At 56.7% G+C, this 25,140-nt stretch carries 21 protein-coding genes; 12 read left to right on the top strand and 9 right to left on the bottom strand.

All coding sequences use genetic code 11. The annotated features are described in order from the left end of the window. The first annotated feature begins 1 nt into the window (after window position 1). The 6 genes from AC2FI7_RS18395 (at window position 2) to AC2FI7_RS18370 (ending at window position 5,919) form a co-directional block, all read left to right on the top strand. Window positions 2-133 carry a hypothetical protein gene (locus AC2FI7_RS18395; protein ID WP_010443046.1) on the top strand — a complete coding sequence of 44 codons (132 nt, stop codon included), beginning with the start codon at window positions 2-4 and terminating at the stop codon, window positions 131-133. A 12-nt stretch (window positions 134-145) separates the two neighbouring features. Then, on the top strand, window positions 146-271 hold the full coding sequence (locus AC2FI7_RS18390) for a hypothetical protein (RefSeq protein ID WP_010443044.1): 126 nt from the start codon (window positions 146-148) through the stop codon (window positions 269-271). Next, window positions 268-534: a glycosyltransferase gene (locus tag AC2FI7_RS18385; RefSeq protein ID WP_324292956.1), complete on the top strand. Its 267-nt coding sequence runs from the start codon at window positions 268-270 to the stop codon at window positions 532-534. Before AC2FI7_RS18390 ends, AC2FI7_RS18385 begins: the two co-directional genes overlap by 4 nt. Before the next feature lie 124 nt (window positions 535-658). Next, window positions 659-1,681, top strand: coding sequence for an aspartate-semialdehyde dehydrogenase (locus AC2FI7_RS18380; RefSeq protein WP_010443042.1), 1,023 nt, complete (start codon window positions 659-661; stop codon window positions 1,679-1,681). 323 nt (window positions 1,682-2,004) lie between these two features. Continuing rightward, window positions 2,005-4,227, top strand: coding sequence for a HEAT repeat domain-containing protein (locus tag AC2FI7_RS18375; RefSeq protein WP_010443041.1), 2,223 nt, complete (start codon window positions 2,005-2,007; stop codon window positions 4,225-4,227). A gap of 216 nt (window positions 4,228-4,443) precedes the next feature. Then, window positions 4,444-5,919, top strand: coding sequence for an NAD-dependent succinate-semialdehyde dehydrogenase (locus AC2FI7_RS18370; protein WP_010443040.1), 1,476 nt, complete (start codon window positions 4,444-4,446; stop codon window positions 5,917-5,919). Between the two features lie 58 nt (window positions 5,920-5,977). Here the strand turns inward: AC2FI7_RS18370 and AC2FI7_RS18365 are convergent, their stop codons facing one another. From AC2FI7_RS18365 to AC2FI7_RS18350, 4 genes are all read right to left on the bottom strand, one after another. After that, a complete protein-coding gene (locus AC2FI7_RS18365) occupies window positions 5,978-7,183 on the bottom strand; it encodes a tetracycline resistance MFS efflux pump (protein WP_010443039.1) in 1,206 nt (401 codons plus the stop codon). A 179-nt stretch (window positions 7,184-7,362) separates the two neighbouring features. Then, window positions 7,363-7,794 carry a universal stress protein gene (locus tag AC2FI7_RS18360; RefSeq protein WP_010443038.1) on the bottom strand — a complete coding sequence of 144 codons (432 nt, stop codon included), beginning with the start codon at window positions 7,792-7,794 and terminating at the stop codon, window positions 7,363-7,365. Then, the gene (locus tag AC2FI7_RS18355) at window positions 7,791-10,400 is read right to left on the bottom strand and encodes a TRAP transporter permease (protein WP_010443037.1); all 2,610 of its coding nucleotides are present in this window, start codon (window positions 10,398-10,400) and stop codon (window positions 7,791-7,793) included. Before AC2FI7_RS18355 ends, AC2FI7_RS18360 begins: the two co-directional genes overlap by 4 nt. Before the next feature lie 107 nt (window positions 10,401-10,507). Next, the gene (locus AC2FI7_RS18350) at window positions 10,508-11,470 is read right to left on the bottom strand and encodes a TAXI family TRAP transporter solute-binding subunit (RefSeq protein ID WP_010443036.1); all 963 of its coding nucleotides are present in this window, start codon (window positions 11,468-11,470) and stop codon (window positions 10,508-10,510) included. A gap of 244 nt (window positions 11,471-11,714) precedes the next feature. Between AC2FI7_RS18350 and AC2FI7_RS18345 the strand changes: the two genes are divergently transcribed. Continuing rightward, window positions 11,715-14,105 (top strand): ATP-binding protein, encoded by a 2,391-nt coding sequence (locus tag AC2FI7_RS18345; protein WP_010443035.1) that lies wholly within the window; start codon window positions 11,715-11,717, stop codon window positions 14,103-14,105. Then, window positions 14,102-14,719 carry a response regulator transcription factor gene (locus tag AC2FI7_RS18340; RefSeq protein ID WP_010443034.1) on the top strand — a complete coding sequence of 206 codons (618 nt, stop codon included), beginning with the start codon at window positions 14,102-14,104 and terminating at the stop codon, window positions 14,717-14,719. Before AC2FI7_RS18345 ends, AC2FI7_RS18340 begins: the two co-directional genes overlap by 4 nt. Window positions 14,720-14,997: 278 nt before the next feature. Here AC2FI7_RS18340 and AC2FI7_RS18335 read toward each other — a convergent pair whose 3' ends face one another. Genes AC2FI7_RS18335 through AC2FI7_RS18325 form a run of 3 tightly spaced genes read right to left on the bottom strand, consistent with a single transcriptional unit; the run spans window position 14,998 to window position 18,000 of the window. Beyond that, window positions 14,998-15,996, bottom strand: a complete 999-nt coding sequence (locus AC2FI7_RS18335) for an ABC transporter substrate-binding protein (protein WP_010443033.1) — start codon at window positions 15,994-15,996, stop codon at window positions 14,998-15,000. Beyond that, entirely contained in the window at window positions 15,975-17,342 is a 1,368-nt protein-coding gene (locus AC2FI7_RS18330; protein WP_010443032.1) for a sensor histidine kinase, read from the bottom strand. Before AC2FI7_RS18330 ends, AC2FI7_RS18335 begins: the two co-directional genes overlap by 22 nt. After that, on the bottom strand, window positions 17,332-18,000 hold the full coding sequence (locus AC2FI7_RS18325) for a response regulator transcription factor (RefSeq protein WP_010443031.1): 669 nt from the start codon (window positions 17,998-18,000) through the stop codon (window positions 17,332-17,334). The genes AC2FI7_RS18330 and AC2FI7_RS18325 overlap by 11 nt, the downstream gene beginning before the upstream one ends. 109 nt (window positions 18,001-18,109) lie before the next feature. Here AC2FI7_RS18325 and AC2FI7_RS18320 point away from each other — a divergent pair, with 109 nt between their 5' ends. The 4 genes from AC2FI7_RS18320 (at window position 18,110) to AC2FI7_RS18305 (ending at window position 22,332) form a co-directional block, all read left to right on the top strand. Continuing rightward, on the top strand, window positions 18,110-19,090 hold the full coding sequence (locus tag AC2FI7_RS18320; RefSeq protein WP_010443030.1) for a Bug family tripartite tricarboxylate transporter substrate binding protein: 981 nt from the start codon (window positions 18,110-18,112) through the stop codon (window positions 19,088-19,090). A 69-nt stretch (window positions 19,091-19,159) separates the two neighbouring features. Continuing rightward, window positions 19,160-19,642: a tripartite tricarboxylate transporter TctB family protein gene (locus AC2FI7_RS18315; RefSeq protein ID WP_010443029.1), complete on the top strand. Its 483-nt coding sequence runs from the start codon at window positions 19,160-19,162 to the stop codon at window positions 19,640-19,642. Window position 19,643: 1 nt separating this feature from the next. Then, on the top strand, window positions 19,644-21,155 hold the full coding sequence (locus AC2FI7_RS18310; RefSeq protein WP_010443028.1) for a tripartite tricarboxylate transporter permease: 1,512 nt from the start codon (window positions 19,644-19,646) through the stop codon (window positions 21,153-21,155). Further along, a complete protein-coding gene (locus tag AC2FI7_RS18305) occupies window positions 21,145-22,332 on the top strand; it encodes a CaiB/BaiF CoA transferase family protein (protein WP_496815693.1) in 1,188 nt (395 codons plus the stop codon). Before AC2FI7_RS18310 ends, AC2FI7_RS18305 begins: the two co-directional genes overlap by 11 nt. A gap of 199 nt (window positions 22,333-22,531) precedes the next feature. Here AC2FI7_RS18305 and AC2FI7_RS18300 read toward each other — a convergent pair whose 3' ends face one another. Together AC2FI7_RS18300 and AC2FI7_RS18295 are read right to left on the bottom strand one after the other, a co-directional pair. Further along, window positions 22,532-24,019 carry a heme biosynthesis protein HemY gene (locus AC2FI7_RS18300; RefSeq protein ID WP_010443026.1) on the bottom strand — a complete coding sequence of 496 codons (1,488 nt, stop codon included), beginning with the start codon at window positions 24,017-24,019 and terminating at the stop codon, window positions 22,532-22,534. Between the two features lie 10 nt (window positions 24,020-24,029). Then, the coding region (locus AC2FI7_RS18295) for a COG4223 family protein (RefSeq protein ID WP_496833552.1) at window positions 24,030-25,140 on the bottom strand (1,111 nt) is incomplete at its 5' end.

The following is a 25,140-nucleotide window of genomic DNA, read 5'->3' as shown; positions in this document are numbered from 1 at the left end:
CGTGCGGGACATCGAAGTGGTTGCGCTCAAATTGAAACTTTCCCCGTCAGGTGTGACGACTACGTTTATCCGGCTGCTGCCGATAGGTGAAAAGATGATCGGCACCCGCACCACCAAAGCGTTCGAAGCCTAGCAGAAACAAAAATTGCAGGACGCCGGGCTTGGAGACCGCGTTCATTTTCTGGGCGAACACCCCTGGGATGAGATTGTCGAGACCTATCGCGCGCTCGATCTGTTCGTGGCCCCGCGCGGCACGAAGGATTTGGCCTGACCTCGCTTGAGGCGATGGCCTCGGGCGTTCCCGCCATCGCCTGCCATGGGGTCGGTGCGTTCAGCGCGCAGATCAAAGATGACGAATCCGGGCGACTGGTCGAAAAAGATATTGCTGAGGCGCTGGCCGGTGCGCCGGAAGATATGCTGCATGACCGCGCCGCATTAACCACCGCGGGACACGCCGCGTGCACCCATGTCGAACAGAACTTCGAATCGAAGGCGAAGCGCAGGCAATTGTCGAGGTTTGTCGATCCTTGCTGAAACAACCTTGAACGGTACTGAACTGTGTCAAATCGGTGTGACGGGGTGAAATATGCCGAAACGCCTCTTTTTTCTTTGCCGCAACGCGGCTATGAACGCGCGTCCTTAACTTTGGAGACATGAAATGGGCTATCGCGTCGTAGTCGTCGGTGCCACAGGAAATGTGGGCCGCGAAATGCTGAACATCCTGGCGGAACGCCAATTCCCGGTCGATGAACTTGCCGCACTGGCAAGCCGTCGTTCGCTGGGCACCGAGGTTAGCTTTGGCGACACGACACTCACGACCAAGGACCTGGATACTTTTGATTTCACCGGATGGGACATGGCGCTGTTTGCCGTGGGTTCCGAGGCGACCAAAGTCTACGCCCCCAAGGCGGCGGCAGCTGGCTGCGTGGTGATCGATAACTCATCGCTCTATCGCTATGACCCGGACATTCCGCTGATCGTGCCGGAATGTAACCCGCAGGCGATCCACGACTATAAGAACAAGAACATCATCGCCAACCCCAACTGCTCGACCGCGCAGATGGTGGTGGCGCTGAAGCCGCTGCATGACCGCGCCAAGATCAAGCGCGTTGTCGTCTCGACCTATCAGTCGGTTTCCGGTGCCGGAAAGGAAGGCATGGATGAGCTTTGGGATCAAACCAAGGCCATCTATAACCCGACGACCGAGGTTGAGCCGAAAAAGTTTCAGAAGCAGATCGCCTTCAACGTCATTCCACAGATCGACGTCTTCATGGAAGACGGCTCGACCAAGGAAGAGTGGAAGATGGTTGTCGAGACCAAAAAGATCGTCGACCCGTCGATCAAGGTCACAGCCACCTGCGTCCGCGTTCCGGTCTTTGTTGGCCACTCTGAGGCCGTAAATATCGAGTTCGAGGAATTTCTGGACGAAGACGAAGCCCGCGACATTCTGCGCGAAGCGCCGGGCATCATGGTGATCGACAAGCGTGAAGCGGGCGGCTACGTCTCGCCCATCGAATGCGCGGGTGACTTCGCCACCTTCATCAGTCGTATCCGCCAGGACTCGACCATCGAGAACGGTCTGAACCTGTGGTGCGTGTCCGACAATCTGCGCAAAGGCGCAGCGTTGAACGCAGTTCAGATTGCAGAATTGCTGGGCCGTGAGGTTCTGAAAAAGGGCTGAGGCTGCACAATTTCGAAAGTCGATTAAACCCCGCTGCGCCGTCAGCGGGGTTTTTCTTTTTTTTGAGGACAAATGGGGCGTCAGCCCGCAGGACTGCCGACGCCCGTTGCTGATAAAAACCCGCAACGACCATCGATCGATTGGCGGGCAGAGTTGACGTTCAGTTTAACACTTCTTCGGCGGCATCTATTGCCCAAATTCAACGGCCTGAGACCTTCATCTCAATCCAAATAGCTGGCGCGCAGCATTCAAATGTCAGCGCAAAATGCTCTGCCGTGAAAACCATTTCCCAGAAAAATGCCCAAATGATAGGCTGAGATATTATGGAAAGCCGACCAAATCGTCGATTAGCAGCTATTTTAGCAGCCGATATCGCAGGCTATTCAAGACTGATCGGTTTGGATGAAGAAGGCACCATAGACAAGCTGCGTTTGATCCGTGCCGAAGTCATCGAGCCATTGGTCTCAGGGCACTCGGGGCGCATTGCGAACACGGCGGGTGACAGCTTTCTGATCGAATTCCATAGCGCTGTCGATGCGGTGCGTGCGGCGGTCGACATACAATCGGAACTTTTGAAAAGAAACTCAGATATCGAACCTGACCGCGCCATCGTTTTTCGGATCGGATTGAATGTCGGTGATGTGGTCTCGAACGCGAATGACATATTGGGCGACGGCGTCAACGTGGCCGCGCGGCTTGAGGCATTGGCGGAACCGGGTGGAATTATCGCATCGCAATCGATCGTTGAATATGCCCGCAACAAGGTTCCTTTCAGTTTTGCGTCAATTGGTCCGCAATCAGTCAAGAACATCGCAGAACCGGTTGAGGCTTTCCGAATAGAAACTGATGCGGCACCCTTGCCGACAAAGCCGAAAGCGAAAAATGCGTCACGGTTTCTTAAGTTGGCTGCGGTTATGGCTGTGCTGATATTGATGGGTTATTTCGGGGCAATGAACTGGAAAAAGGGGCAACTGCGCGCCTCAGAAGCGCAATTGGCCTACCCGCTACCAGACCTGCCATCAATTGCCGTGCTTCCGTTGACAAATTTTACCAGCGACCCGTCCAACAAGATGCTGATCGATGGCGTTTCCGAGGACCTGATTACGGATTTATCCCGCATTTCCGGTTTATTTGTCATCGCGGGAAATACCTCTTTCGCTTTTCAGGACCGCGACATTGATGTTCCAGGTTTTGCCGAAAAATTGGGTGTTCGTTACGTCGTCGATGGAAGTCTTAGACGCACCGATGAAGGTTTTCGGGTCAATATCCGCCTGACCGACACGGTAAACGGTAGATTGATTTGGGCCGAACGTTTCGATGGTGAAATTGACGAGATTTTTGACCTGCAAAACAACATTGTGCTGGCGATTGCTCAGGAGCTTGATGTTCCTCTCGATTCTCAAAGTCGAATCGCAATCGAAAACGTAGAAACGGAAACCATCGAAGCACGCGAAGCATTCCAGCGCGGTTGGGAGCTTTATTCGCGTTTCAATGAACGCGACAATCTGGCTGCAATTCCGCATTTTGAACGCGCAGTCGAGTTGGACCCTGATTATGGGCGTGCCTGGGCGACTCTTGCTCTGGCACATTTACGACCGCACATTTTCCACCATTGGACAGGCTTCGCAGGCGCTGACGAACAGATGCATATTGGTCTGTTCTATAAGTACTTCCGCGAACTGACGGAGCAGGACACCTCATTGATCCACGTCGTCCGGGCGATAGTCAGTCTTAACCTTCCGGATTGGGACAGTGCCCAGGGCGTAAGTCGGGGAACGGATGAAGCCAGGCAAGAGGCTGCAAAAGCCATTGCCCTGCAGCCCAGCGACCCAGAGGCGCATTTGACAATGGGATGGGCCCTGATTGCGGGCGGTGAACCTGAGGAAGGACTGGCCTTTGTACAGGCTGCAATGCGTCTCGACCCTGCGTATCCCAGCCACTACGCGTTGTTTGAAGGTGCTGCGCTTTTTGCAATGGATGATCTGAACGGCGCAGAGGCGGCCATATTGCATGAACTGGATCGGAACCCTCAGGCAATTGAATTGATGCCATTTGCGGCCTCGGTTTTGGCCTTAAATGGCGATCGGAGCTCTGCGCGGGCAATGATCGATCGATGGCAGAAGGGAAAGCATGAGCGGGTTCTGAACGAAGTTGTTCGCGAGTACTTCTTTATAGTGCGCTGGATTGGCGCGCAGCAATATTTGAACAATCGCTTGAAAAAAGGTCTTCGATTGGCCGCGCTTGCACCGAGTACAACGATAGCAAGCCTCAAAGCCGATTTGTCACGCGGGGATGCCAAGGAACAGCGTGAAGCAGCTCAAAGATTGGCGCTATTTGGTGCCAATGCAGCACCAGCAGTTCCTGAGTTGATCAAGCTGCTCGACAGCCCATCGGTTTTTGTCAGAAAAGAAGCAGCCATTGCTTTGGGTGAAATTGGAGAAAGTGCCTCATCTGCGTTGCCCGCATTGGAAGCAAGCGTTGACAAATCCTTGTCGGGGAGTTTCGCTGCCCGAGCCATCGAACAGATACGCGGATATTCACAATAGTAACGACCTTGATCTCTGCCTGGAGACAGGACCCAAACACAGAAATGGTGAGATTGTGTATACGAAAGCCATGAGGCGTGGATTGATCCTGCTGACATGTGGCGTATATGGGAACGTAATCCGATTCCTCGCACCACTAACGGTACAGGACAAAATCTTCGCCAAGGCCATGTAAATCCTCGAAGCCTCGGTCGACGCTACTAAAGGAGCCTGATCATGCTGGACACCAAAGTGACGAAACTGGAGCTGAAGGATCCCAGCCTTCTGGAAACCCGCGCCTATATCAACGGCGCGTGGGTTGAGGGTGAGGCGACCTTTCCGGTTCACAACCCTGCCACCGGCGATCTGATCGCCAATGTGACGGATATCGACATCGAAGGCACCAGGCAGACCATTGATGTGGCTTATGCTGCGAAAAAGGAATGGGCTGCGCAGACCGGTAAGGAACGCGGCGCGATCCTGCGCAAGTGGTTCGATTTGATGGTCGAAAACGCTGACGATTTGGCCACTATCCTGACCGCTGAGATGGGCAAACCCTGGGCTGAAGCGCGCGGAGAAATTCTGTATGGCGCGTCCTTCATCGAGTGGTTCGCGGAAGAGGCAAAGCGTATCTACGGCGACGTGATCCCCGGCCACCAGCGTGACAAGCGCATCGTTGTGCTAAAGCAGCCCGTGGGCGTGGTGGGATCGATCACACCGTGGAACTTCCCCAACGCGATGATCGCGCGCAAGGTCGGCCCGGCGCTGGCCGTGGGTTGTACGTTTGTGGCGCGTCCTGCAACGCTTACACCGCTTTCGGCGCTGGCGATGGCAGTACTGGGCGAACGTGCGGGTATCCCGGCGGGCGTGCTGAACGTGATCCCCGGTACCGATAGCTCGGGTGTGGGCAATGAGCTGTGCACCAACGACAAGGTTGCCAAGATCACCTTTACCGGCTCGACCCGTGTAGGTCAGATCCTGATGCGTCAGGCGGCAGGCACCATCAAGAAGATGTCGCTGGAACTGGGCGGCAACGCGCCATTCATCGTGTTCGACGACGCCGATGTGGATGCGGCTGTGGACGGCGCGATGATCGCCAAGTTCCGCAACAACGGTCAGACCTGCGTCTGCGCCAACCGGATCTATGTGCAGGCAGGTGTCTACGATGAATTCGCTGCCAAGCTGGCCGAGAAAACCAAAGATCTGAATGTGGGCAATGGCTTTGGCGACGGCATCACCACAGGTCCGCTGATCAACGACGCAGCGGTCGCCAAGGTCGAAGAGCACATCTCGGACGCGGTATCCAAAGGCGCGACGGTCACGATGGGGGGCAAACGCTCGGATCTGGGCGGGACATTCTTTGAACCCACCGTTCTGACCGGCGTAACCCGCGACATGGTGGTCGCGAAGGATGAAACCTTCGGCCCCGTTGCCCCTCTGTTCAAGTTCGAAGAGGAAGACGACGTCGTTGCCATGGCCAATGACAGTGAGTTCGGCCTGGCTTCGTATTTCTACAGCCGCGATTTGGCGCGGGTCTGGCGCGTTGCCGAGGCGCTTGAATCGGGCATGGTGGGCGTTAATACCGGCCTGATCTCGACCGAAGTTGCACCGTTTGGCGGTGTCAAGCAGTCCGGTCTGGGCCGCGAGGGTTCGAAATACGGAACCGAAGATTTCCTTGAGATGAAGTATCTCTGTATGGGTGAAATTCAGTAAGCGCTTTCAATTCGTCGAAAGCCAACGCACTCGCGGGTCGCTGCGGGTGCGTTTTTTTTCAGACCGAGGCGTGCCCGCGCAAACGAACCACCAAAGGCATCATCGCCAACACCAAAACGGCCGAGAAAAAGAAGGGTGCGCCCGGAAGGTAGACGCCTTCAGCATCGACTGAAGCCTGAAAAAGGCCGGTCATCACCAGGGGCGACAGGACAGCAGCAACAGATGATAGCGACGCGATGACCCCCTGCACCACACCCTGACGGTCTTCGTCGGCCTGGTTCGAGGCCATTGCCGTCATCAATGCGGGCACAAGATCAGACAAGGCGGCCAGCAAAAGAAAGACCACAAGGGCGGTGATCGTTGCGGTAAAACCAAATCCGATCAATCCAATCAGCGCGGATATCATCCCCAGCATCAATGTGCGGTAATCGCCAATCCACCTGATAAGAAGGGGCATTAATCCCCCCTGCACAATCGCCAGCAACACGCCGTAAGCAGCAAGCGACAACCCAATGTAGAGTGTCGGCCAGTCGAAAACTTCACGTGTCCAGAACGCCCAAAGGGTTGGGTAAACCATGTTGGCAAATTCAAAGATGAAAATGCACAGCAGCGGTATCGCCAGCCCTGGAAACCGGAAAGCGTCAAAGATCGATTTGAACGGATTCAGATCGCGCTTGCCAAAAGGGCGGCGTTTTTCGGGTGTCAGGCTTTCGGGCAATACAAACACACCGAACAGGGCGTTCGCGGCGGATAAAACCGCAGCGATCCAGAACGGCGCAGTGATACTGATCTCGGCTGCAATGCCTCCGATGGCTGGCCCAAGCACAAACCCGATCCCGAAAGCCGCTCCAATCAGACCGAAATTTGCAGCCTTTTCGGTGGGCGAGGATATGTCGGCAATGTAAGCCGTCGCGGTGATGTAGGTTGCCCCGGCCAACCCTGCGAGCGTGCGCCCGAGAAGAAGCAACCAGAAGCTGTCAGCCAATGCCATGATCACGTAATCCAGCGCGAGCATGACCAAGGCGGCTATCAGGATCGGCCTGCGTCCGATGGCGTCCGAAATGCTGCCTACAATGGGGCCGCACAGGAACAGCGCTCCGGCATAGGCCGCCATCAGCAGCCCGCCCCAAAAGGCGCCCTGCCCGGTGTCCCCAGCACCAACGCGATCCATCAGGTCGGGCATGATGGGGAACACGATGCCGATACCGATGGCGTCGATCATCAGCGTGATCAGAATGAAGGTTATGGCTCGGCTTTTGAACATATCGCCCTATCGGACGGGTACGCGGCTAAAGCAAGAGGAAAGGACAGAACTTTTCACTTGTCGGGCAACTGTTTTCAATCAGGACAAACTCACCCGCAGCCATACCTTTGATGAGTGAACTGGCTGCCCCGTCGAAAGCAACCAATCTCAAGTTCCCGGCCCCCTTCGGTCCGTTCGATTTATCGCACGACATATACCGAGGTATGCGAATGACGGACGACCCGGGCCGCGTTTGGACCAAGCAGATAATCCTTAAAATCAGGCTTATGCGCACCGATCACGATCAGGTCTGATCCCGCGCTTTCGGCCGTTTTCAGTATTTCCTGATAGGCGCTGCCTGTGGCCACCACATGGCGAACCTGTGCATTGCGTTCCTCACCCAGCGTTGCGGCGCAGAGGGCGACCAGCTTTTCATGAGCCTCTTCAATCACCTTTTCATGGTGGTGGGGTTCGAAGAAACTGCTGACGAACCCCTCTCCATAATCGGGCGTCACCGTCACCACATCCAGCCGCGCGCCATCCATTTCGGCCAGCGCTGCGGCGCGTTCTAGGACAGCAACATCAAGATCGCCATTGCTGATATCCACGGCGCACAGAATAGCTTTGGTCATGCGGGTTCTCCCTGTTTTGCGGCGCGACCGCGCTGGAGGAAGGCGACAAGACCCAACAGGATCAGCGCCGGGATAAAGATCAGCTCTTTCGCGGGCTGGCTTTGCGGGGCCTGAATGCTGGTGATGCGAACGGCATCGTCAGCATAATAGTCGAACATATCCAGCTCATCCGCGACCGGCGTACCGAACATCGGCTCGTCAAGCTTGACCAGACCATCCTCTTCCAGCGTCATCAGGCCCAGAGCGTCAACGCGTGCTGTGCCATCGGCCCCTTCCGGAATGTCCAGAACGACGGTGGTTTCGGTCATATTGCCGGTGTCAAAATCCGGGCCCGCGACCTCGATCCGCATGGTGCTACCTGGCGCGGCCTCACCCACGGCCTGCGTCAGCTGTGCCGGTTCGATCTGCGCGAAGGGCGGTGCGATGCGGTTCATGAAGAAATCCGGACGGAACAGCGCAAAGGCGATCAGAATCAGCGCCACGCTTTCATAGATGCGGTTCTTGGTCAGGAACCAACCCATGGTGCCAGCGGTGAAAATCAGGATCGCGATGGTGGCGGAGATGGCCACCAGAATACCCTGTACCCAGCCTACATCGATCAGTAACAGATCGGTGTTGAAGATGAACACAAACGGCAGCGCGACGGTGCGCAAGGAATAGAAGAAGGCGGTAAAGCCTGTCTTGATCGCATCCCCGCCCGAAACGGCGGCGGCCGCAAAGCTCGCCAGGCCCACGGGCGGTGTCACATCAGCCATGATTCCGAAGTAGAACACGAACAAGTGCACCGCGATCAGCGGCACGATCAGACCATCCTGCGCGCCCAGTTCCACAACCACACCCGCCATCAGTGAGCTGACGACGATGTAATTCGCCGTGGTCGGCAGACCCATCCCAAGGATCAGGCTGAGCAGACCGACCAGCGCCAGCATGGCGATCAGATTACCGCCCGACAGGAACTCGACCAGATCGGCCATCACCTGACCCACTCCGGTCAGCGTTACGGTGCCGACGATCACACCCGCAGTGGCGGTGGCCAGAGCGATACCAATCATGTTGCGCGCGCCGTCGATCAGCCCGTTCCACAGGTCGGTGACACCGGCCATGAAGGCATTCGCGGTGTCGCTTTCGCCGCGGAAGATGGACTTGAGCGGTTTCTGCGTCAGCAGGATTACGAACAACAGAGAGGTTGCCCAGAAGGCGGACAGGCCGGGCGATTTCTGTTCGATCATCAGGAAGTAGACCAGCACGATGATCGGCAGCAGGTAATGCAGACCGGCCTTGTAGATCTCCGCGATCACCGGCAGTTCGACCTCTTTGGCATTAGGATCGTCAGGCACCAAGTCCTCTACTCCGGAGGCCAGCCAAAGTAGGATCAGATAGGCCAGCACAATCAGCGCCGACAGGACCAGCCCCGACGCGTCGGGCATAAGCGCGACAATCGCCTTGATCGGGTACTGTATGCCGTAGCAAAGCCCAGCAAAGCCCACGAAGAACAGCGCCATGCCGCCAATCGTACGACCCATCGAAACAACGCGGTCGCCCAATGTCGGCATGTTCCGCTTCACCGCTTCAAGATGCACGATATAGACCAGCGCGATATAGGAAATTGCAGCAGGCAGGAATGCATGGGTGATCACCTCAACGTAGGAGATGCCTACATATTCCACCATCAGGAAGGCCGCAGCGCCCATCACGGGCGGCATAATCTGACCGTTCACTGATGAGGCAACCTCGACCGAGCCCGCTTGTTCGCTTGAAAAGCCCACCCGCTTCATCAGCGGGATGGTGAATGTGCCGGTTGTCACAACGTTAGCAATCGACGAACCCGAGATCAGGCCGGTCGCCGCCGAGCCGACAACTGCCGCCTTGGCCGGGCCACCGCGCAGGTGTCCTAGTGCACCAAAAGCCATCTTGATGAAGTAGTTACCCGCGCCCGCCTTATCGAGCAGCGCGCCGAACAGGACGAAGAGGAACACGAACTTGGTCGAAACGCCCAGCGCGATGCCAAAGACACCTTCGGACGTGATCCACATATGGCTCATCGCCTTTTGCAGGCTGGCCCCTTTCCAGCGGATCACCTCGGGCACCCACTCGGAGGAACCGAAGAAGACGTAGGCGAGAAAGATCGTGGCAATGATAGCCATCGCAGGGCCAAGCGCACGCCGCGCGGCCTCAAACAGCAGCAGTAGGCCAACAAGGGCGAACCATTTGTCGGTGTCGTCTGCGAGACCGCCCGCATCAACGATTTTTTGGTAGAAGAAATAACCATACAGCGCCAGAAACGCGCCCGCGATCCCCATGATCCAATCTTGAATCGGGATGTAATTCCGCGGGCTGGATTTAAGCGCCGGATAGGCCGAGAAGGCCAGGAACATCGCAAAGGCCAGATGTATCTGGCGAGAGTTATTCACCACGCTGCCCGGCAGCAGGTAATTCGATAAGGGAGAGGCCAGAACGACCTGAAACACCGACCACAAGACCGCAACGATCGCCAGAAACAGCCCGACATTTCCCGCCGGATCACGCGCGCCTGCATCTGATGAGGCAACCAGTTCCTGAAGCTCTTCTTCGGAAAGAGGGCGGTTGCCTTGTGTGTCGGAACTCATGTTGGTATCTCCCTGTCCTTCGGCCTTGGTTTTTGCAGCCGTCTTGTCTCCGGTTTAGCCCGGATATGAATCGGGGCGCCCCGAAAGGCGCCCCGTGTCAGGTCTGGTTACTGAATCCAGCCTTTTTCTTTGTAGTACTTCTCAGCACCTGGATGCAGCGGTGCCGACAGGCCATCCGCGATCATTTCTTCCGGTTTCAGGTTGGCAAATGCCGGGTGAAGCTTTTTGAAGTCATCGAAGTTTTCGAAGACCGAGCTGACAACCGCATAAACCGCATCTTCCGAAACGTCTGCCGAGGTCACGAAGGTCGCGCCTACACCAAAGGTCGATGTGTCGCCGTCCGAACCACGGTACATACCACCGGGGATGGTAGCGGTACGGTAGAACGAATTGTCACCCACCAGCTTGTCAACCGCATCGCCACTGACATTCACCAGAACCGAGTCGCACGCGGTGGTTGCTTCCTGGATCGAACCGGACGGGTGACCAACTGTGTATACCATTGCGTCAATTTGGTTATCACACAGAGCAGCAGACTGTTCAGCCGCTTTCAGCTCGGTCGCCAGTTCGAAATCGTCGGTGGTCCAACCCATCTCACCCAGCAGAACTTCCATGGTGCCGCGCTGACCGGAACCGGGGTTGCCGATATTGACGCGCTTGCCCTTCAGGTCTTCGAAATTCGAGATACCCGCGTCGGCACGCGCCACAACCGTGAACGGCTCTGGGTGTACCGAGAACACGGCACGCAGGTTCTCAAACGGGCCGGCTTCTTCGAATTTCGAGCTGCCGTTATACGCGTGGTACTGCCAGTCCGACTGTGCCACACCAAACTCAAGCTCGCCTTCGCGAATGGTGTTGATGTTGTAAACCGACCCCCCAGTCGACTCCACCGAACACCGGACCCCGTGCTCTTTCCGGCCCTTGTTGACCAGACGGCAGATCGCGCCACCCGTCGGGTAATATACACCCGTAACGCCGCCAGTTCCGATCGTGATAAACTCTTCTGCATATGCCGCTGGTGCCATCAGGGCCGCCGCGGCAAATGCGGTGATTGAGGATTTCTTGAACACTTTGACACTCCTGTTGTCAGTCTTTTTTAATCTGTTGGGGTGCCTGAAACCTTTCAGAACACAACACAAAAAATCGCACTGGAATCAGGCCCCCCGATGAATAAGAGGAAAGCGAAACCAAACAGCAGGTGTCTATACGGTTGATTACGTATAGGCTTGGATTCGAAGATAGGGGAATGAGGGTAATCGGCCGCATGTCGCGTCTTAGGTAGCGATACTTGTATTAAGGTCGTTTGGACAGAAATTGGACCACGCAGGACATCAAGAACTTCGTCCAGATCATGCCGAACCCGCGCGCAGGCGCAGGTCGCTGCGTGCAACGCTTGCATTGTGCCTGGGTGGGTTGCAGTTTCTCGCGATCCTTTCCGTCATCCTGTCGACCTTTGTCAGCTCGGAAAACGCGCTTTTGCGGCAATCACGCAATTCTCTGAACGAGGTTAGCGTCAACGTAATCGGGCAGGTCAAAAATTTCCTGAACCCGGCCCGGCAGGCATTGGATGCTACGAGGCGTCTTGCCGAAAATGACGTTCTGGACATCAGCGATGCCACCGTTTTGGAAAGCCATTTCTTCCAGCAGCTTCAGGTCGCACCACAGCTTGCAGGGATGTATCTGGCCGATAATACGGGCAGGTTTGTCTATGTAATGCGCGCAGAAGAGGCCGGGCGCTATCGCACCAAGTACGTTCCGCCATTTCTTGAGGGCACGACCGAGCATCCCGCCGATTTCAAATGGCGCAACGATCAGTTTACTCTGCTTGAGACGGCGGCCACCGAAACCGATACCTATGAGGCGCGCAGTAGGCCTTGGTTCCGAATGGTCTCTGAGACCAAAGCGCCGATCTGGACAGAACCCTATATCTTCTTCACGACGCGCCAGCCGGGGATCACCTATAGCGTGCCGATCTTGGACGAGGATGGAAACATCCGCGCCATTTTGGGTGTCGATATCCAGATCGACGCCCTGTCGGGATTCCTGCTGGATATCTGGTCTGAACGACGCGGTGCCGCGCTGGTTCTGAACGAAGATGGTGCGGTTCTGGCGCACCCAACGCTCGTATTGATCCGGCAGGAAGCCCATATGGAAGCGCCCGAGTTGACCCGGGTGGATCAGATCGCGGACCCCATCGCGCAAATGGCGTTCGGAGATGTGGTGCAAACCGATCTGAGCGACACTGAGGGTCCTGTCCACACGGATTTCCAGCTAAATGGTCAAGACTATGTGGCGATGTTAATCGAAGTGTCCGAGCCGGGGCTGCGTTGGCTAATCGGCCTTTATGCGGCCGAGGACAACTTTATCGGCGAGATCAAGAAGAACCGGACACAAGGCGTCTGGATCGCGCTGGCCATCGCCATTCTGACCGGCGCAATCGGGCTTGCCATGGCCGACCGGATCTATGCCCCGGTGCGCACCTTTGCCAGTCAGAGCCAGCAATTGTTCAGTGGGGAGATCACGCCCGAAGAAGGTTTGCACAGCCCTTATCGTGAGCTGGAAGATACCGGTGTGGCTCTGACGCAAGAGGTCAAACAACGTCAACGGTTCGAAACCGCCTATGGCCGCACCTTCGATCTGGCCTCGCGGGGGATGGCCCAGATCTCGCCCGAGACGGGGCGGTTTCTACGGACCAACGAACAGCTTTGCGACATCATGGGGTATCAGCCGGAAGAACTGGAGAAGATGACGCTGGCCGACATTCTGCCCGAAGACGGTCATCAGATTGCGGTCAAGTTCCGCGAAACCCTGCTGCAGGATTCCGAGTTCATAATCGAGAGCCAGTTTATCCGCAAAGACGGATCACCGATCTGGCTGCGGGTCAACGCAATCCTGATCCGCGATGAAAGTGGCATACCCGATCACGCAGTTGCCATTATCGATGATGTGAGTGATCGGAAGCAGGCCGAGGATGAGGCCGGCCGCCTTAGCCGCGATCTGTCCCATGTGGCGCGGGTCAACTTGATGGGTGAGATGGCATCCGGGCTGGCGCATGAGCTGAACCAGCCACTTAGCGCGATCTCATATAACGTTGACGCTGCGAAGATCACGTTGGATGAAATCGGCGATCCCGATCCTGAACTGACCGAGATCCTTTCGGATATCGACCGCCAGTCTCGCCGCGCAGGCGACATCATCCGCGCCCTGCGCGAAGTGGTGCGAAAGGATCGCGGACGTCAAACCCCGTTTGAGCTGAGCGGGCTGATCCGGCAAACCGTCAGTCTGATGGAGGCCGAGGCGAAACTGCATGAGATCAAGTTGCATTTCGAGGAATCCGGCCTTCCCCCGGTGATCGGAAACCGGACACAGATCGCGCAGGTGCTGGTCAATCTGCTGCGCAATGCAATTGATGCTCTGGCGCGTGATCCGGTCGCGAAAGGCCAGATCAACATTATGACCCGACCCACAGATGAAATGGTCGAAGTTCATGTGCAGGACAATGGGCCCGGCGTCAGTGATGATGTCACTTTGTTCAATACATTCGACACGCAAAAGACCGACGGAATGGGTCTGGGCCTGTCCATTTGCCGAACCATTATCAAAGCCAATGGCGGAACGATTTGGTATGAACCCACCGAAACAACCGGCGCATGCTTTTGTTTCACCCTGCGCCGTAGTGACTTATCCGAGGAAAATCAGGAATGATCTTTGATCCGCAGGTTGTATACATCGTCGATGACGACGAAGATGTGCGTATCGCCCTGTCGCGTTCCCTCAGCAAACGTGGGATGCAGGTCGAACACTTTCCGGATGCACAGGCCTTCCTAAACCAAGTGCATGAAGATGCAAAAGGATGTTTGATCCTTGATTACGGAATGCCGGGGATGGACGGGCTGGAACTACAGGACCATCTGAACCGGCGCGACTCGACTCTCCCGGTCATATTCATCTCAGGCCATGGGGGCATTCCGGAATCGGTCCGCGCCACAAAGGCAGGCGCAATTGACTTTCTGGAGAAACCTTTCGACCTGCAGGTGCTGGTTGAACGAATACAGGCCGCTTTCGAACTAGGCACAAAACTGCGCGCCGAGAAAACAAGGCGTCGGATGCTTGCAGATAAGCGCAGACTTTTGACCGAGCGCGAGGAACAGGTACTGCAGCATATTCTGACCCACCCCTCGCGGACATCTAGCAAAGAGATTGCCACCGCACTGGGAATAAGCCCTCGCACGGTGGAAATTCATCGGGGACGCATCCAACAGAAGGTTGGTGTGAAAACGACCATCGAGCTGTATGAGCTATTTGGGCAGATGCACTGATCGCAAGCGTTACGACGTACACGCCCAAAACTTGATTTGGCGCAGCAGCAATACTGAGCTTTGGTCCTAGGCATCCTCTGCAGATGTGTAACAATTTTTCATAAAGCGCTTGTGCTTAGATGCGTTATCCTGCGGGGTCGGCATAGGTCGAAAGACAGATGCTGTCTGGCTTACGAATTGCGTCTTGCAGATCATATTGGCAATTTCGATACCGGCCCGCCCAATGCGACGGCAACATTGGCAAACGGAACCGATTGGTACAATCGGCCCGCGCATCACTATTGGATAACAGCGTTTTCCCAGGCCGAGATGAACTTTCTGCGTTTCAATACGTCTAGATAGGTCAGCAGCGCAGGGTTTAGTCCGATTGCCTCCTGTTCGCTATCGGCGGATGCAGACAAGACCGGCAGAGGCGAGCGCTCAGGACTTTGTGCCGTACCGTTAATCAGATAACGCACAAATGCTTCGGCAACCTCGGGTTTTTGTGTCGCCTTAGAAACCATGACCGTTCGCATCATCGTAGTCTGGAAGTCAGACGGCAATATGATTTCAAGAGCACCCTCACCTTCTGTCCGAGCCGCCGCGTAGCTGCCCAGCACGTTATAGGCGACCAGAATTTTCCCGTCAGCCAGATCGCGGATCATATCGCCAGAGCAGCAATATAGCCGGACGCCCAGACCGCCCATCACCTCCATCAGGCGCCAATAGGTTTCCGACGCACGCGCATCCTGCGTGGCGAACAGATAGCCCAGCCCGGATTGTCGTACGTCATAAGTTCCAACCTTGCCTCGAAACACCTCAGGCCGTTCTCGCAGCGCTTCGATCAGGCCCTGACGCGTTTGCGGGATGGTTTGGCCTTCGAAAGCAGCGCGGTTGACCACAATGGTGGCGGGCTCGGAGGTAAAGGCAAACAGACTGTCGTGCCACTGCGCCCAAACAGGAACGGGCATACCGTCCAGAGGCAGCGCAAACCCGTCATTGGCGAGTTTCAATTGCAGGTCCATGGCACTTGAGATGACAACGTCAAATGCATCAGGTGTTGCCCGAACGCGCTCATAGATATCGGCAGTCCCTGACACCAAATATTCGACACTAATCTGAGGGTTTCTTGCAACAAACTCTTCGATGAACGGTGCGAACAGAACGGTGTCGGTGCTCGATATGACACGCAAGGGCGTGCCCTCCGCGCCATCGTTGAACAACCGGCGATCTTCCCAGTCGTCCGCGGTTCCAACATGCGGAAGCAGCAAAAATATCAGAGCGATAAAATAACGCATGCGCCGCCCTCTGATTGATTGGTCAGAACCAGCGTGCCGCCGTGGGCTGTTGCCACGTCCTGTACAATGGTCAGCCCCAAGCCCGAACCAATGGTCCCTGTGGCGTTCTGGCCTCTCTCAAACCTGCGGGTCAACGTGTCAATCTCATCAGGTGGAAACCCCGGGCCAGAATCTTTGACGCTGATCTGGATCTGAGGCGTTGCGGTGACGTTGATTTCAACGGTGCTGTCGGGGGGTGCGTATTTCAGAGCGTTGTCGACCATGTTACGCACGGCGTTCTGCAACAGGATCGGATCACCTGAGTACTGAACCGAAGCGTCACCCGTCAGAGACAACGAAAGGTCTTTCATTTCGGCGATGGGCGTCAGGCGCTGCACAAGCTCATGGGTCAAAGCAACAAGATCGAGGTCTTCTCGTTCCAGATGATCGGCCCGGAATGTGATCATGGCATGATCCAGAAGTTGCCCTGCCGCCCGAGAGCTTTCGTCAATAGCCCGCACCATCGCACGCAAAGCTTCGCGATTTTCCTTGCGTTCGACGCGTTGCAAGGTCGCCTCGGCATAGGACCGGACGGTCGCCAACGGAGTACGCACCCGGTGCGCCGCCTCTGCGATGAAATCCTCGGACTGGCTGAGAGATTGATCCAGCCGCCCCATCAGGGAATTCAGCGAAGACACCAGAGGGGCCATTTCCTTGGGCACCGGTTTTCGGAACGGGCTCAGGTCCTGCGGTCCGCGACGGGTCACCGAGGTGGTCAGCTTGTTCAGCTGTCCGATGGTTGCTGTTGTAACCCAAAAAGACAGCGCCGCTGTCAGCACAAAAAACCCGATCCCCAAAAAGGCCGCATTGCGTGAAATCTGATCCAGCGTTTCGGCCAATGCATCCTGCGTCTGCGCAAGCGCGACCTCGATTTCGGTCTGACGGCCCAGACCAACCAATGTGCGGCTGGCGTTGACCTGCCGAATGCGCTCACCTCGAAGCTCACCTGCACCGAAGGTCCAATTGCCATCACCCGCATCTTGGGCAAGCTGAAGATCGTCATAGCCCGATATGAATGCACCATCCTGATAGATTGCATAGAACACTCGGTCATCCGACGGGGTCGCCAGCATAGAAAACGCGGCATAGGGAATATCGATCTCGAGCTGCCCATCACGCAGCGCAGCCGCATCCAGGATCGAGGCCGCCGACGCGCCAAGGATGTTGTCCTGCCCCTGCTGCGCCACTTGCGCTGCATAATTTCGGACCGCGAAGAACAGTAGAACGGCCAATAATGCCGCGCCGCTGATCAGCGCCAGCACAAGCCGATTTCTGAGCGATCCATAAACAGCCGGACTAACCGTCATGGTCCAGCCTGTAGCCCAGCCCGCGCAACGTGGTGATTTTCAGCTCGGATTTCTCAAGGTGCTTGCGCAGTCGACCCACATAGACCTCGATCGCGTTGTCCGAGATGTTGTCGTCGTAAGAAAACAACCTGTCGGCCAGCTTCTGTTTCGAAAAAACCTGACCTGGCGCGTTTATGAACAACTCCATCATCCGCAGCTCGCGATTGCGCAAGGATATCGTTTCTCCCCGCACGCTCAAATAGCCTGCGACAGGGTCAAACACGATCCCGCCGACCTCGATCCTTGATTTGGCAATCCCTGATTTGCGCCGCAAGACGGCCCGGCAACGGGCTTCTAGCTCGGCGTGATCAAAGGGTTTGGTTACATAGTCATCCGCCCCCAGATCGAGCGATCCGATTCGATCCGAAACCTGACTACGCGCGGTCAAAACGATAACTGGAGTATCCGGATCACGGGCCCGATGACGCTGCAAAAAGTCCCGGCCATCTCCATCGGGCAGCATGATATCCAGCAGGATCAGATCATATTCCTCGATCTCAGCATAGGCTGTTGCGTCGTCCAATTTCTCTGCATGATCAACGACATGACCATCCAGGCGCATGCGGGCACACATCGCATTTGCAAGATCTAGGTTATCTTCGACCAGAAGGAATTTCATGAGGGCTGGGTCGCATCCTAACGCGTGACAGGTTGATGTCAGGTTCGTGTGGTTAAACTTCAGAATAATCTGAGCCGCCCCGCGGCCGGATGTCAAATGGGAGGACATCATGACAACATTCAAACTGGGCCGTCGTGCCCTGATCGCAGCCGTTGCTGCCGTTGGTTTAACCGGACCTGCATTGGCGCAAGACCAGGTCGTGGACAGCATCCACTTTCTGATCCCCGGTGGCGCCGGCGGCGGTTGGGACGGAACCGCACGCGGAACTGGCGAGGCCCTGACCAATGCAGGTCTTGTGGGCACGGCGTCCTACGAGAACATGTCAGGCGGCGGTGGCGGTAAAGCCATCGGTTATCTGATCGAAAACGCCGAAAGCAATCACGGAACGCTGATGGTCAATTCGACACCCATCGTAATCCGGTCTCTGACGGGCGTGTTCCCGCATAACTTCCGCGACCTGACTTTGGTATCTGGCACCATCGGTGACTATGCAGCAATCGTTGTTGGCAAGGACAGCCCGATCAACTCTATGGCAGACCTACTGGCAGCCTATGACGCCGATCCGGGTGCCACCGCCATTGGCGGCGGCTCGGTTCCGGGCGGCATGGACCATCTGGTGGCAGCCATGGTGATGGAAGCAGCCGGGAAAGATGCGCTGGGCGTCAAATACATCCCGTACGACGCAGGCGGTAAGGCCATGGCGGCACTGCTGTCTGGCGAAATCGCAGCCTTGTCGACTGGCTTCTCGGAAGCTGTCGATCTGGCCAATCAGGGTGAGGTGAAGATCATCGGCGTTACCTCTGAGGAGCGCGTAGACGCGGCACCTGATGCCCAAACCATGAAGGAACAGGGTATCGACACCACCTTCGTCAACTGGCGTGGATTCTTTGCGGCACCCGGACTGCCCGAAGACAAGCTGGTCGCCTATCAGGACGCCATCACAAAAATGTATGACACACCTGAATGGGAAGAAGTACGCGCGCGCAACGGTTGGGTGAACATCCACAACTCGGGCGACGACTTCTCGGCTTTCCTTGAAGATCAAGAAAAGCAGATCAGCGATCTGATGAAGAAACTGGGCTTCCTCTAAAGGTGGCTTCGGCAGAGCGGTCCTCCGCTCTGCCCCCAAACTCACAACAATAATACGGGAGGGGACACCATGGCGCTGGATCGTTGGATCGCGCTTGTTCTGCTGGGGATTTGTCTAACCTATGGCTATGCAGCCTGGTTCACGATGGACGGCAGCCTGCCCCCTTTCATGCAAAGAAACCCGATATGGCCCAGCACCTTCCCCAAGGTCCTGTCCATACTGGGGATAATCGCCTGCACAATCATTCTTCTGGGCTTTGAGAAAAGTGAAATAAAAGAGGCGGATATCGACTACCGCCGCCTTGGCGAATACCACCTTGGGCAGGCGATTTCGCTGCTGGTTCTGATGGTCGTCTACGCCCTATGTCTGCGCCCCGTCGGATTTCTGATCGCGACATCGGGCTTTTTGATTATCGGTTCGTACATTCTGGGTGAACGCAAATGGCATATCATGGTGCCTGTGGCCCTGATCGCAACCGGATCGGTCTGGTATCTGGTTCAGGAAGTTCTTGGAATTTACATGCGCCCACTGCCCGGCATTTTCGGAGGCTGACATGCTTGAAGGACTTCTGATCGGTCTGCAAACGGCCTTTTCGCTTCAAAACCTACTGATGGTCATCGCGGGGTGCCTGATCGGTACATTCATCGGCATGTTGCCCGGGTTGGGGCCAATGTCGATCATCGCGATCATGATCCCGGTCGCAATTTCGATGGGAGACCCATCCGCTGCTCTGATCCTTCTCGCGGGCGTCTACTATGGTGCGATTTTCGGTGGCTCGACCTCGTCAATCCTGCTGAACGCGCCGGGGGTCGCGGGCACAGTAGCGTCAAGCTTTGATGGCTATCCTATGGCGCGACAAGGCAAAGCCGGTAAAGCGCTGACCATTGCTGCGATCGCAAGTTTCGCAGGAGGTACGATCGGGGCAATCTTGTTGATGGTATTCGCCCCGGCGCTGTCTTCCGTGGCGCTGTTGTTTCATTCCGCCGAATATTTCGCGCTGATGGTCGTTGGCTTGTCAGCCATTGCGGCATTTGCCGGTTCAGGTCAGGTGGCAAAGGCGCTGATCATGACCATTCTCGGACTGATCATGGCCACCGTTGGCGAGGGTGCGCTGTTCAACCTGCCGCGCTTCACTATGGGCATCATGGACCTGCAATCCGGCTTTGGCTTCATCACGCTGGCCATGGCAATGTTTGCCTTGCCCGAGGCGCTTTTCCTCGTCCTCAAGCCCAAGAATCTGCAAGGCGATGATGGTGAAATCAAAGATCTGCGCATCACCAAAGACGAGGCAAAAGCCATCGCGCCGGTTATTGGACGCCAATCGACTCAGGGCTTTTTCATCGGGGTCCTGCCGGGCGCGGGCGCGACTATTGCGAGCTTCCTTGGCTATGCGGTCGAGCGCAACATCGCGCCAAAAAAAGAGCAGGAAGAGTTTGGAAAAGGCTCTATTAAAGGGCTTGCGGCACCTGAGGCTGCAAACAACGCGGCCTGTACCGGTTCGTTTGTGCCGCTGCTGACATTGGGCATTCCCGGATCGGGCACCACCGCGATTCTGCTAGGCGCACTGATTGCGCTGAACGTTACTCCGGGTCCTCGCTTGATGATTGATGAGCCGCAGATCTTCTGGGCAGTCATCATGTCGATGTTCATCGGTAACCTCGTCCTGCTGATCCTGAACCTGCCACTGATCCCCTATATCGCCAAAGTGCTGGCCGTTCCGCGCAACTATCTGATCCCGTTCATTCTATTCTTCACCTTGATGGGTGCATATATCGGCCAGAACAACGCCACCGAACTGTTGATACTGGTCGGTTTCGGGGTCTGCGCGACGGCTCTTAAGTTCGCAGATTATCCACTCGCTCCCCTGCTGATTGGCTTTATCCTTGGTGGAATGATGGAGGACAACTTCGCACGCTCCATGCAGCTTTACGATGGTATCGGATTTATCTGGGAGCGCCCGATGACACTGGCGCTACTCGTCATCGCCGTGCTGTTGGTGCTGCTGCCCAGCTACCGCGCCCGCCGAGCACGGGCACGGGCGGCCGGGATCGCCGATGGCGACTGAGCCACTCTCAGGGGTCCGCGTCCTTGACCTGACCAATGTTCTGGCAGGCCCCTATTGTTGCTATCAACTTGCCTTGATGGGCGCCGAAGTCATTAAAGTTGAACGCCCCGGCAGCGGGGACCTGGCCCGAGTGCTGGGCGCGGATTCTGAACGCAACAAGGCCGGAATGGGCATTAGCTTTCTGGCTCAAAACGCCGATAAAAAGTCTGTTACGCTGGACATGAAGGCTGAGCAGGGGAAGGCGCTACTCAAAAGGCTGGTTCAAACCGCCGACGTTCTGGTTGAGAATTTCCGCCCCGGTGTCATGGATCGACTGGGGTTGGGTTATGAGGTTCTGCGCAACGAAAATCCCAACCTGATCTATTGTGCGATCAGCGGATTCGGTCAGGACGGACCGAGGCGTGACGATCCCGCCTATGACCAGATTGTTCAGGGTATCAGCGGTGTCATGTCGATCACGGGCACCCCCGATACGGCACCTTACCGGGTCGGCTATCCTCTGGCAGATACTGTGGGCGGATTGACCGCAGCCTTTGCCATCAGCGCGGCCTTGAACGCCAATCCACGCGGCACATTTCTGGACGTTGCAATGACTGAGGCCGTTGTCTCGACAATGGGTTGGGTCGTTTCGAACTATCTTTTGGGAGGCGTGTTGCCAGATGCCCATGGCAACGAAAACACCACCTCGGCCCCGTCCGGTACATTCGCCACGTCCAACGGCCCGATTAACATCGCGGCCAATCGGGATGAGCAATGGCAGGCCCTGGCAAAGCATCTAAACCGAGACGATTTGCTGACCCATCCCAACTATCAGACCCGTGAGGATCGCAAACAAAACCGGCATGCCCTTCGACAAGAACTCGAACGTGTGTTGATCGCCCGTCCGGCCGAGGATTGGGTTCGCGAATTGAATGCGCTCGGCGTTCCGACGGGGCAGGTTTTTACAGTGCCTGAGACTTTGTCAGACAAACAACTGGAAGGGAGGGGATTGATAGCGAGCCTGTCAGCTCACGGTGAAAACTTGCGCCTTGCAGGCAGTCCGATAGTCATGGATGGTGAGCGGAGAACTCCCCAAGCTGCCCCGCCTACCCTCGGTGCCGATAACGCTGTGATCTGGTCCGAGCTTGGCTTATCTGACGCAGAAATTGACGCACTAAAACAAGAAGGGATCATATGAATGACGTGACCGATCGGGGTAGGCGGCCTGTATTGCCATGGAACCCGTGCCGATCGGCTGAGCTGCCAAACGATTGAAAGCCTGGTTGGGACTGTTGGCGTCGCAGAAATGACTGATAGTACGTAGTAGCAAAGAATCCACCACGCCTGATTACAGCTCAGAGCTTGCTAATAAACAGCCCTAACGAATTATCGAACCATTAGGCCCGTTTCTCTTGCTCGATTTCGACGGGCTCGGCGTTTACTTCAATCACTTCTTCCACCTCTGGATCGTCGACTTCTGGTTCTTCCTCGGCTTCCGATTGATCCTCAAGCGCTCCGACGATCAGCGGCAACATGTGCACACCTGTCGCACTGGCGATTTCAGGCGTCTGCGGTGTCTGCCAACTGAGTGTGTCGAAGCTGCCGCAGTTCTGGCAGACCGGGCCCCATTCGGGCTGAATATCGTGGCAATTGTCGCAGACCCATTGCGGCCCGCGCGGTGCGTTCAACGCCTTGGCCAGCCAACCCTGAACCACTGCGTCCGAGGCACCTTCGCCCCGTTCAATCGCAGCCATCAGCGTGTAGGCCCTGGCATCCCCCTGCTTTTCAACCACATCGCCCAGCGCGCGGCGCGCTTCGGGGAAGTCTTCGGCTACGATGTTGAGCTCGGCCAGGATCAAGCGGGTCTCCATGTTCTCCGGGTGAATCCGAGTCAGCGCCGTGAACCGCTTGACGCGTTGATCGGGGGTTTCATCCGGCGCAATCTCAGCAAAGGCATGGGCCAGATCGGGATGAGGCTGAACCTCCCATGCCTTTTTAATTATTTTGGTTGCCGCGCGCGGTTTGCCCTTTTTGATATAGGCCCGCGCGGCCATAGCAGCTGCCGGGACCAGATCGGGCGACAGGCGGTTTGCCTCAATCGCGTGTTCCTGCTGTTCGACCGTTGCCGTATCATCCAGCAGCACCTTGGCCTCGGATAAGGCCAAAACCGCATCGCGCCGCTTGAACACATCACGCGGCAAATACCCGGCCTTCAGCTTTGACGTCAGCGTGGAGCGCGCGCCGGCCCAATCTTGCGCTCTGGTCTGCAGGTTCAGCAGCACATCCTGCGTCTCTTCGTGCCGGGGCTTCAAGGCCAGAGCCTTCTCGGCCAGCTTGCGTGCGGTTTCATCGTCACCTTCAGCCAGTTTCTGCTTCATGATCCCGCGCACGCCGACAAATCGTGTGGCGTTGTTGGTGACCAGCTTCTTGTAGGTCTCGGTTGCTTTCTTGGTATCGCCGGTCATCTCAGCGGCCTGTGCCACCAGCAGATTGGTCAGTTCCGGCTTGTTCAGCAGCTTCTCGGCCTTGTTGGCCTTGGTCATCGCCACGCGCCCCTCACCCGAGGCCAGCGCCATCAGCCCGTCCGCCAGCGCCTGATATCCGCGCTTTTCCCGACTGCGGTCGAAATACCGCGACAGGGCGGTTTCATCACCGTTGAGGAATTTCAACGTCGCGATCAGTAGCGTCAGCAGTTTGAAGAACAACCAGACCGCAAACACCAGCACGCCCAGCGCGATCACCGATTGCAGCGGACCAAGCGTGTATTCCGTGCCCGCGACGGTGATCTGCACCCCGCCGGATGATTCCATCAGGAACCCTGCACCCATGGCCAGCAGGCCGATAATCGCAACAAAAACAAGGATCTTTAACAATGACCACAGCATGGCAGGTCCTTCAGTTCGAGTTCAGGCTTGAAGCAAGCGTATTTGCGGCCTCGACGGCAGAGACCCGCGTCTGCGCCGCCTGCTCCCAGTCCGCCAATGCGGTCTGCGCCGCTTCGGGCAGTGATTTCAGTTCGGTCAGCGCCTTTGAGACATCACCATCCGCCAACGCCGCCTGAGCGCGCGACAGGACTGCGTCCGGGTCGTCCCCCTCTTGCGGTGTCACCGACCGCGCGCCCGTCTGGCGCTGCAGGAAGGCAACCAAGCCGGTCCCCTTGTTGGCATCGCGTGCATCGGCGAGCGCAGTGCGCGCAGCAGGGGCAAACGTCGAGCGCAAGGCTGAGAGCGTCTCAACCCCGTCCGTCGCTGACGCAGCCAAAGCATCCGGCACGTCAACACCCCCGGCTTTCAACTCAGCAACCAGTTCTTCATAGGGCTGACCGGCATCCAATTGGCCATGCAGACGCGACAGGATTGCAGCGTTGGTCGCCGCGCGAGCCTCGGCTGAGGCCTTCGCCTCAAGCGCCTGCGCATCTGAGACCATCTTTTCCACTTCGCTTCGCTGCGAGGCCAGGGAATCCTGCAGTTTCTTCAACTCTGACTCGAACGCGGCGGTCGCCTCGGGCGAGACATTTGCCTCAAGCGGTTGTTTCTCAAGCGCGGTCAGTCGTTGCTCCAACGGACCGACCTTACCGGTCAGACCTTCGACACTTGTCTTCACGGCACCCAGATCGCTTTCGACCGGCGTTAGCTTGTCAGACAAAGCCCTGATCTGATCCGAAAGGCCCGAGACATCGGGGCCATCAGCAAGAGATTTGGTCAGTTGGGCAATCTGATCGGATTGTTCCGCTAGCTTCGACTCGAGCGCGGAAATCGCGTCCGAGCTATCTGTCCCACTGGTTATAAAACCACCACTGCCCACGGCAAACCCGATTCCGGCCGCAACAACGCCGCCCAGCAGCGCCGGAACAAACCCGCCGCGCTTTTCGACGGTGCGTTCGACTACTTTCTCTTCTGCAGGTGCAACCTCTTCGACAGGCTCAGAAGCGGCTTCGGCTTCGGCTTCGGCTTCGGCTTCGGCTTCGGCTTCGGCTTCGGCTTCGGCTTCGGCTTCGGCTTCGGCT

Source organism: Ruegeria sp. YTSA064, from assembly GCF_059610325.1.
This window is presented reverse-complemented; position numbering and strand designations above follow the sequence as displayed.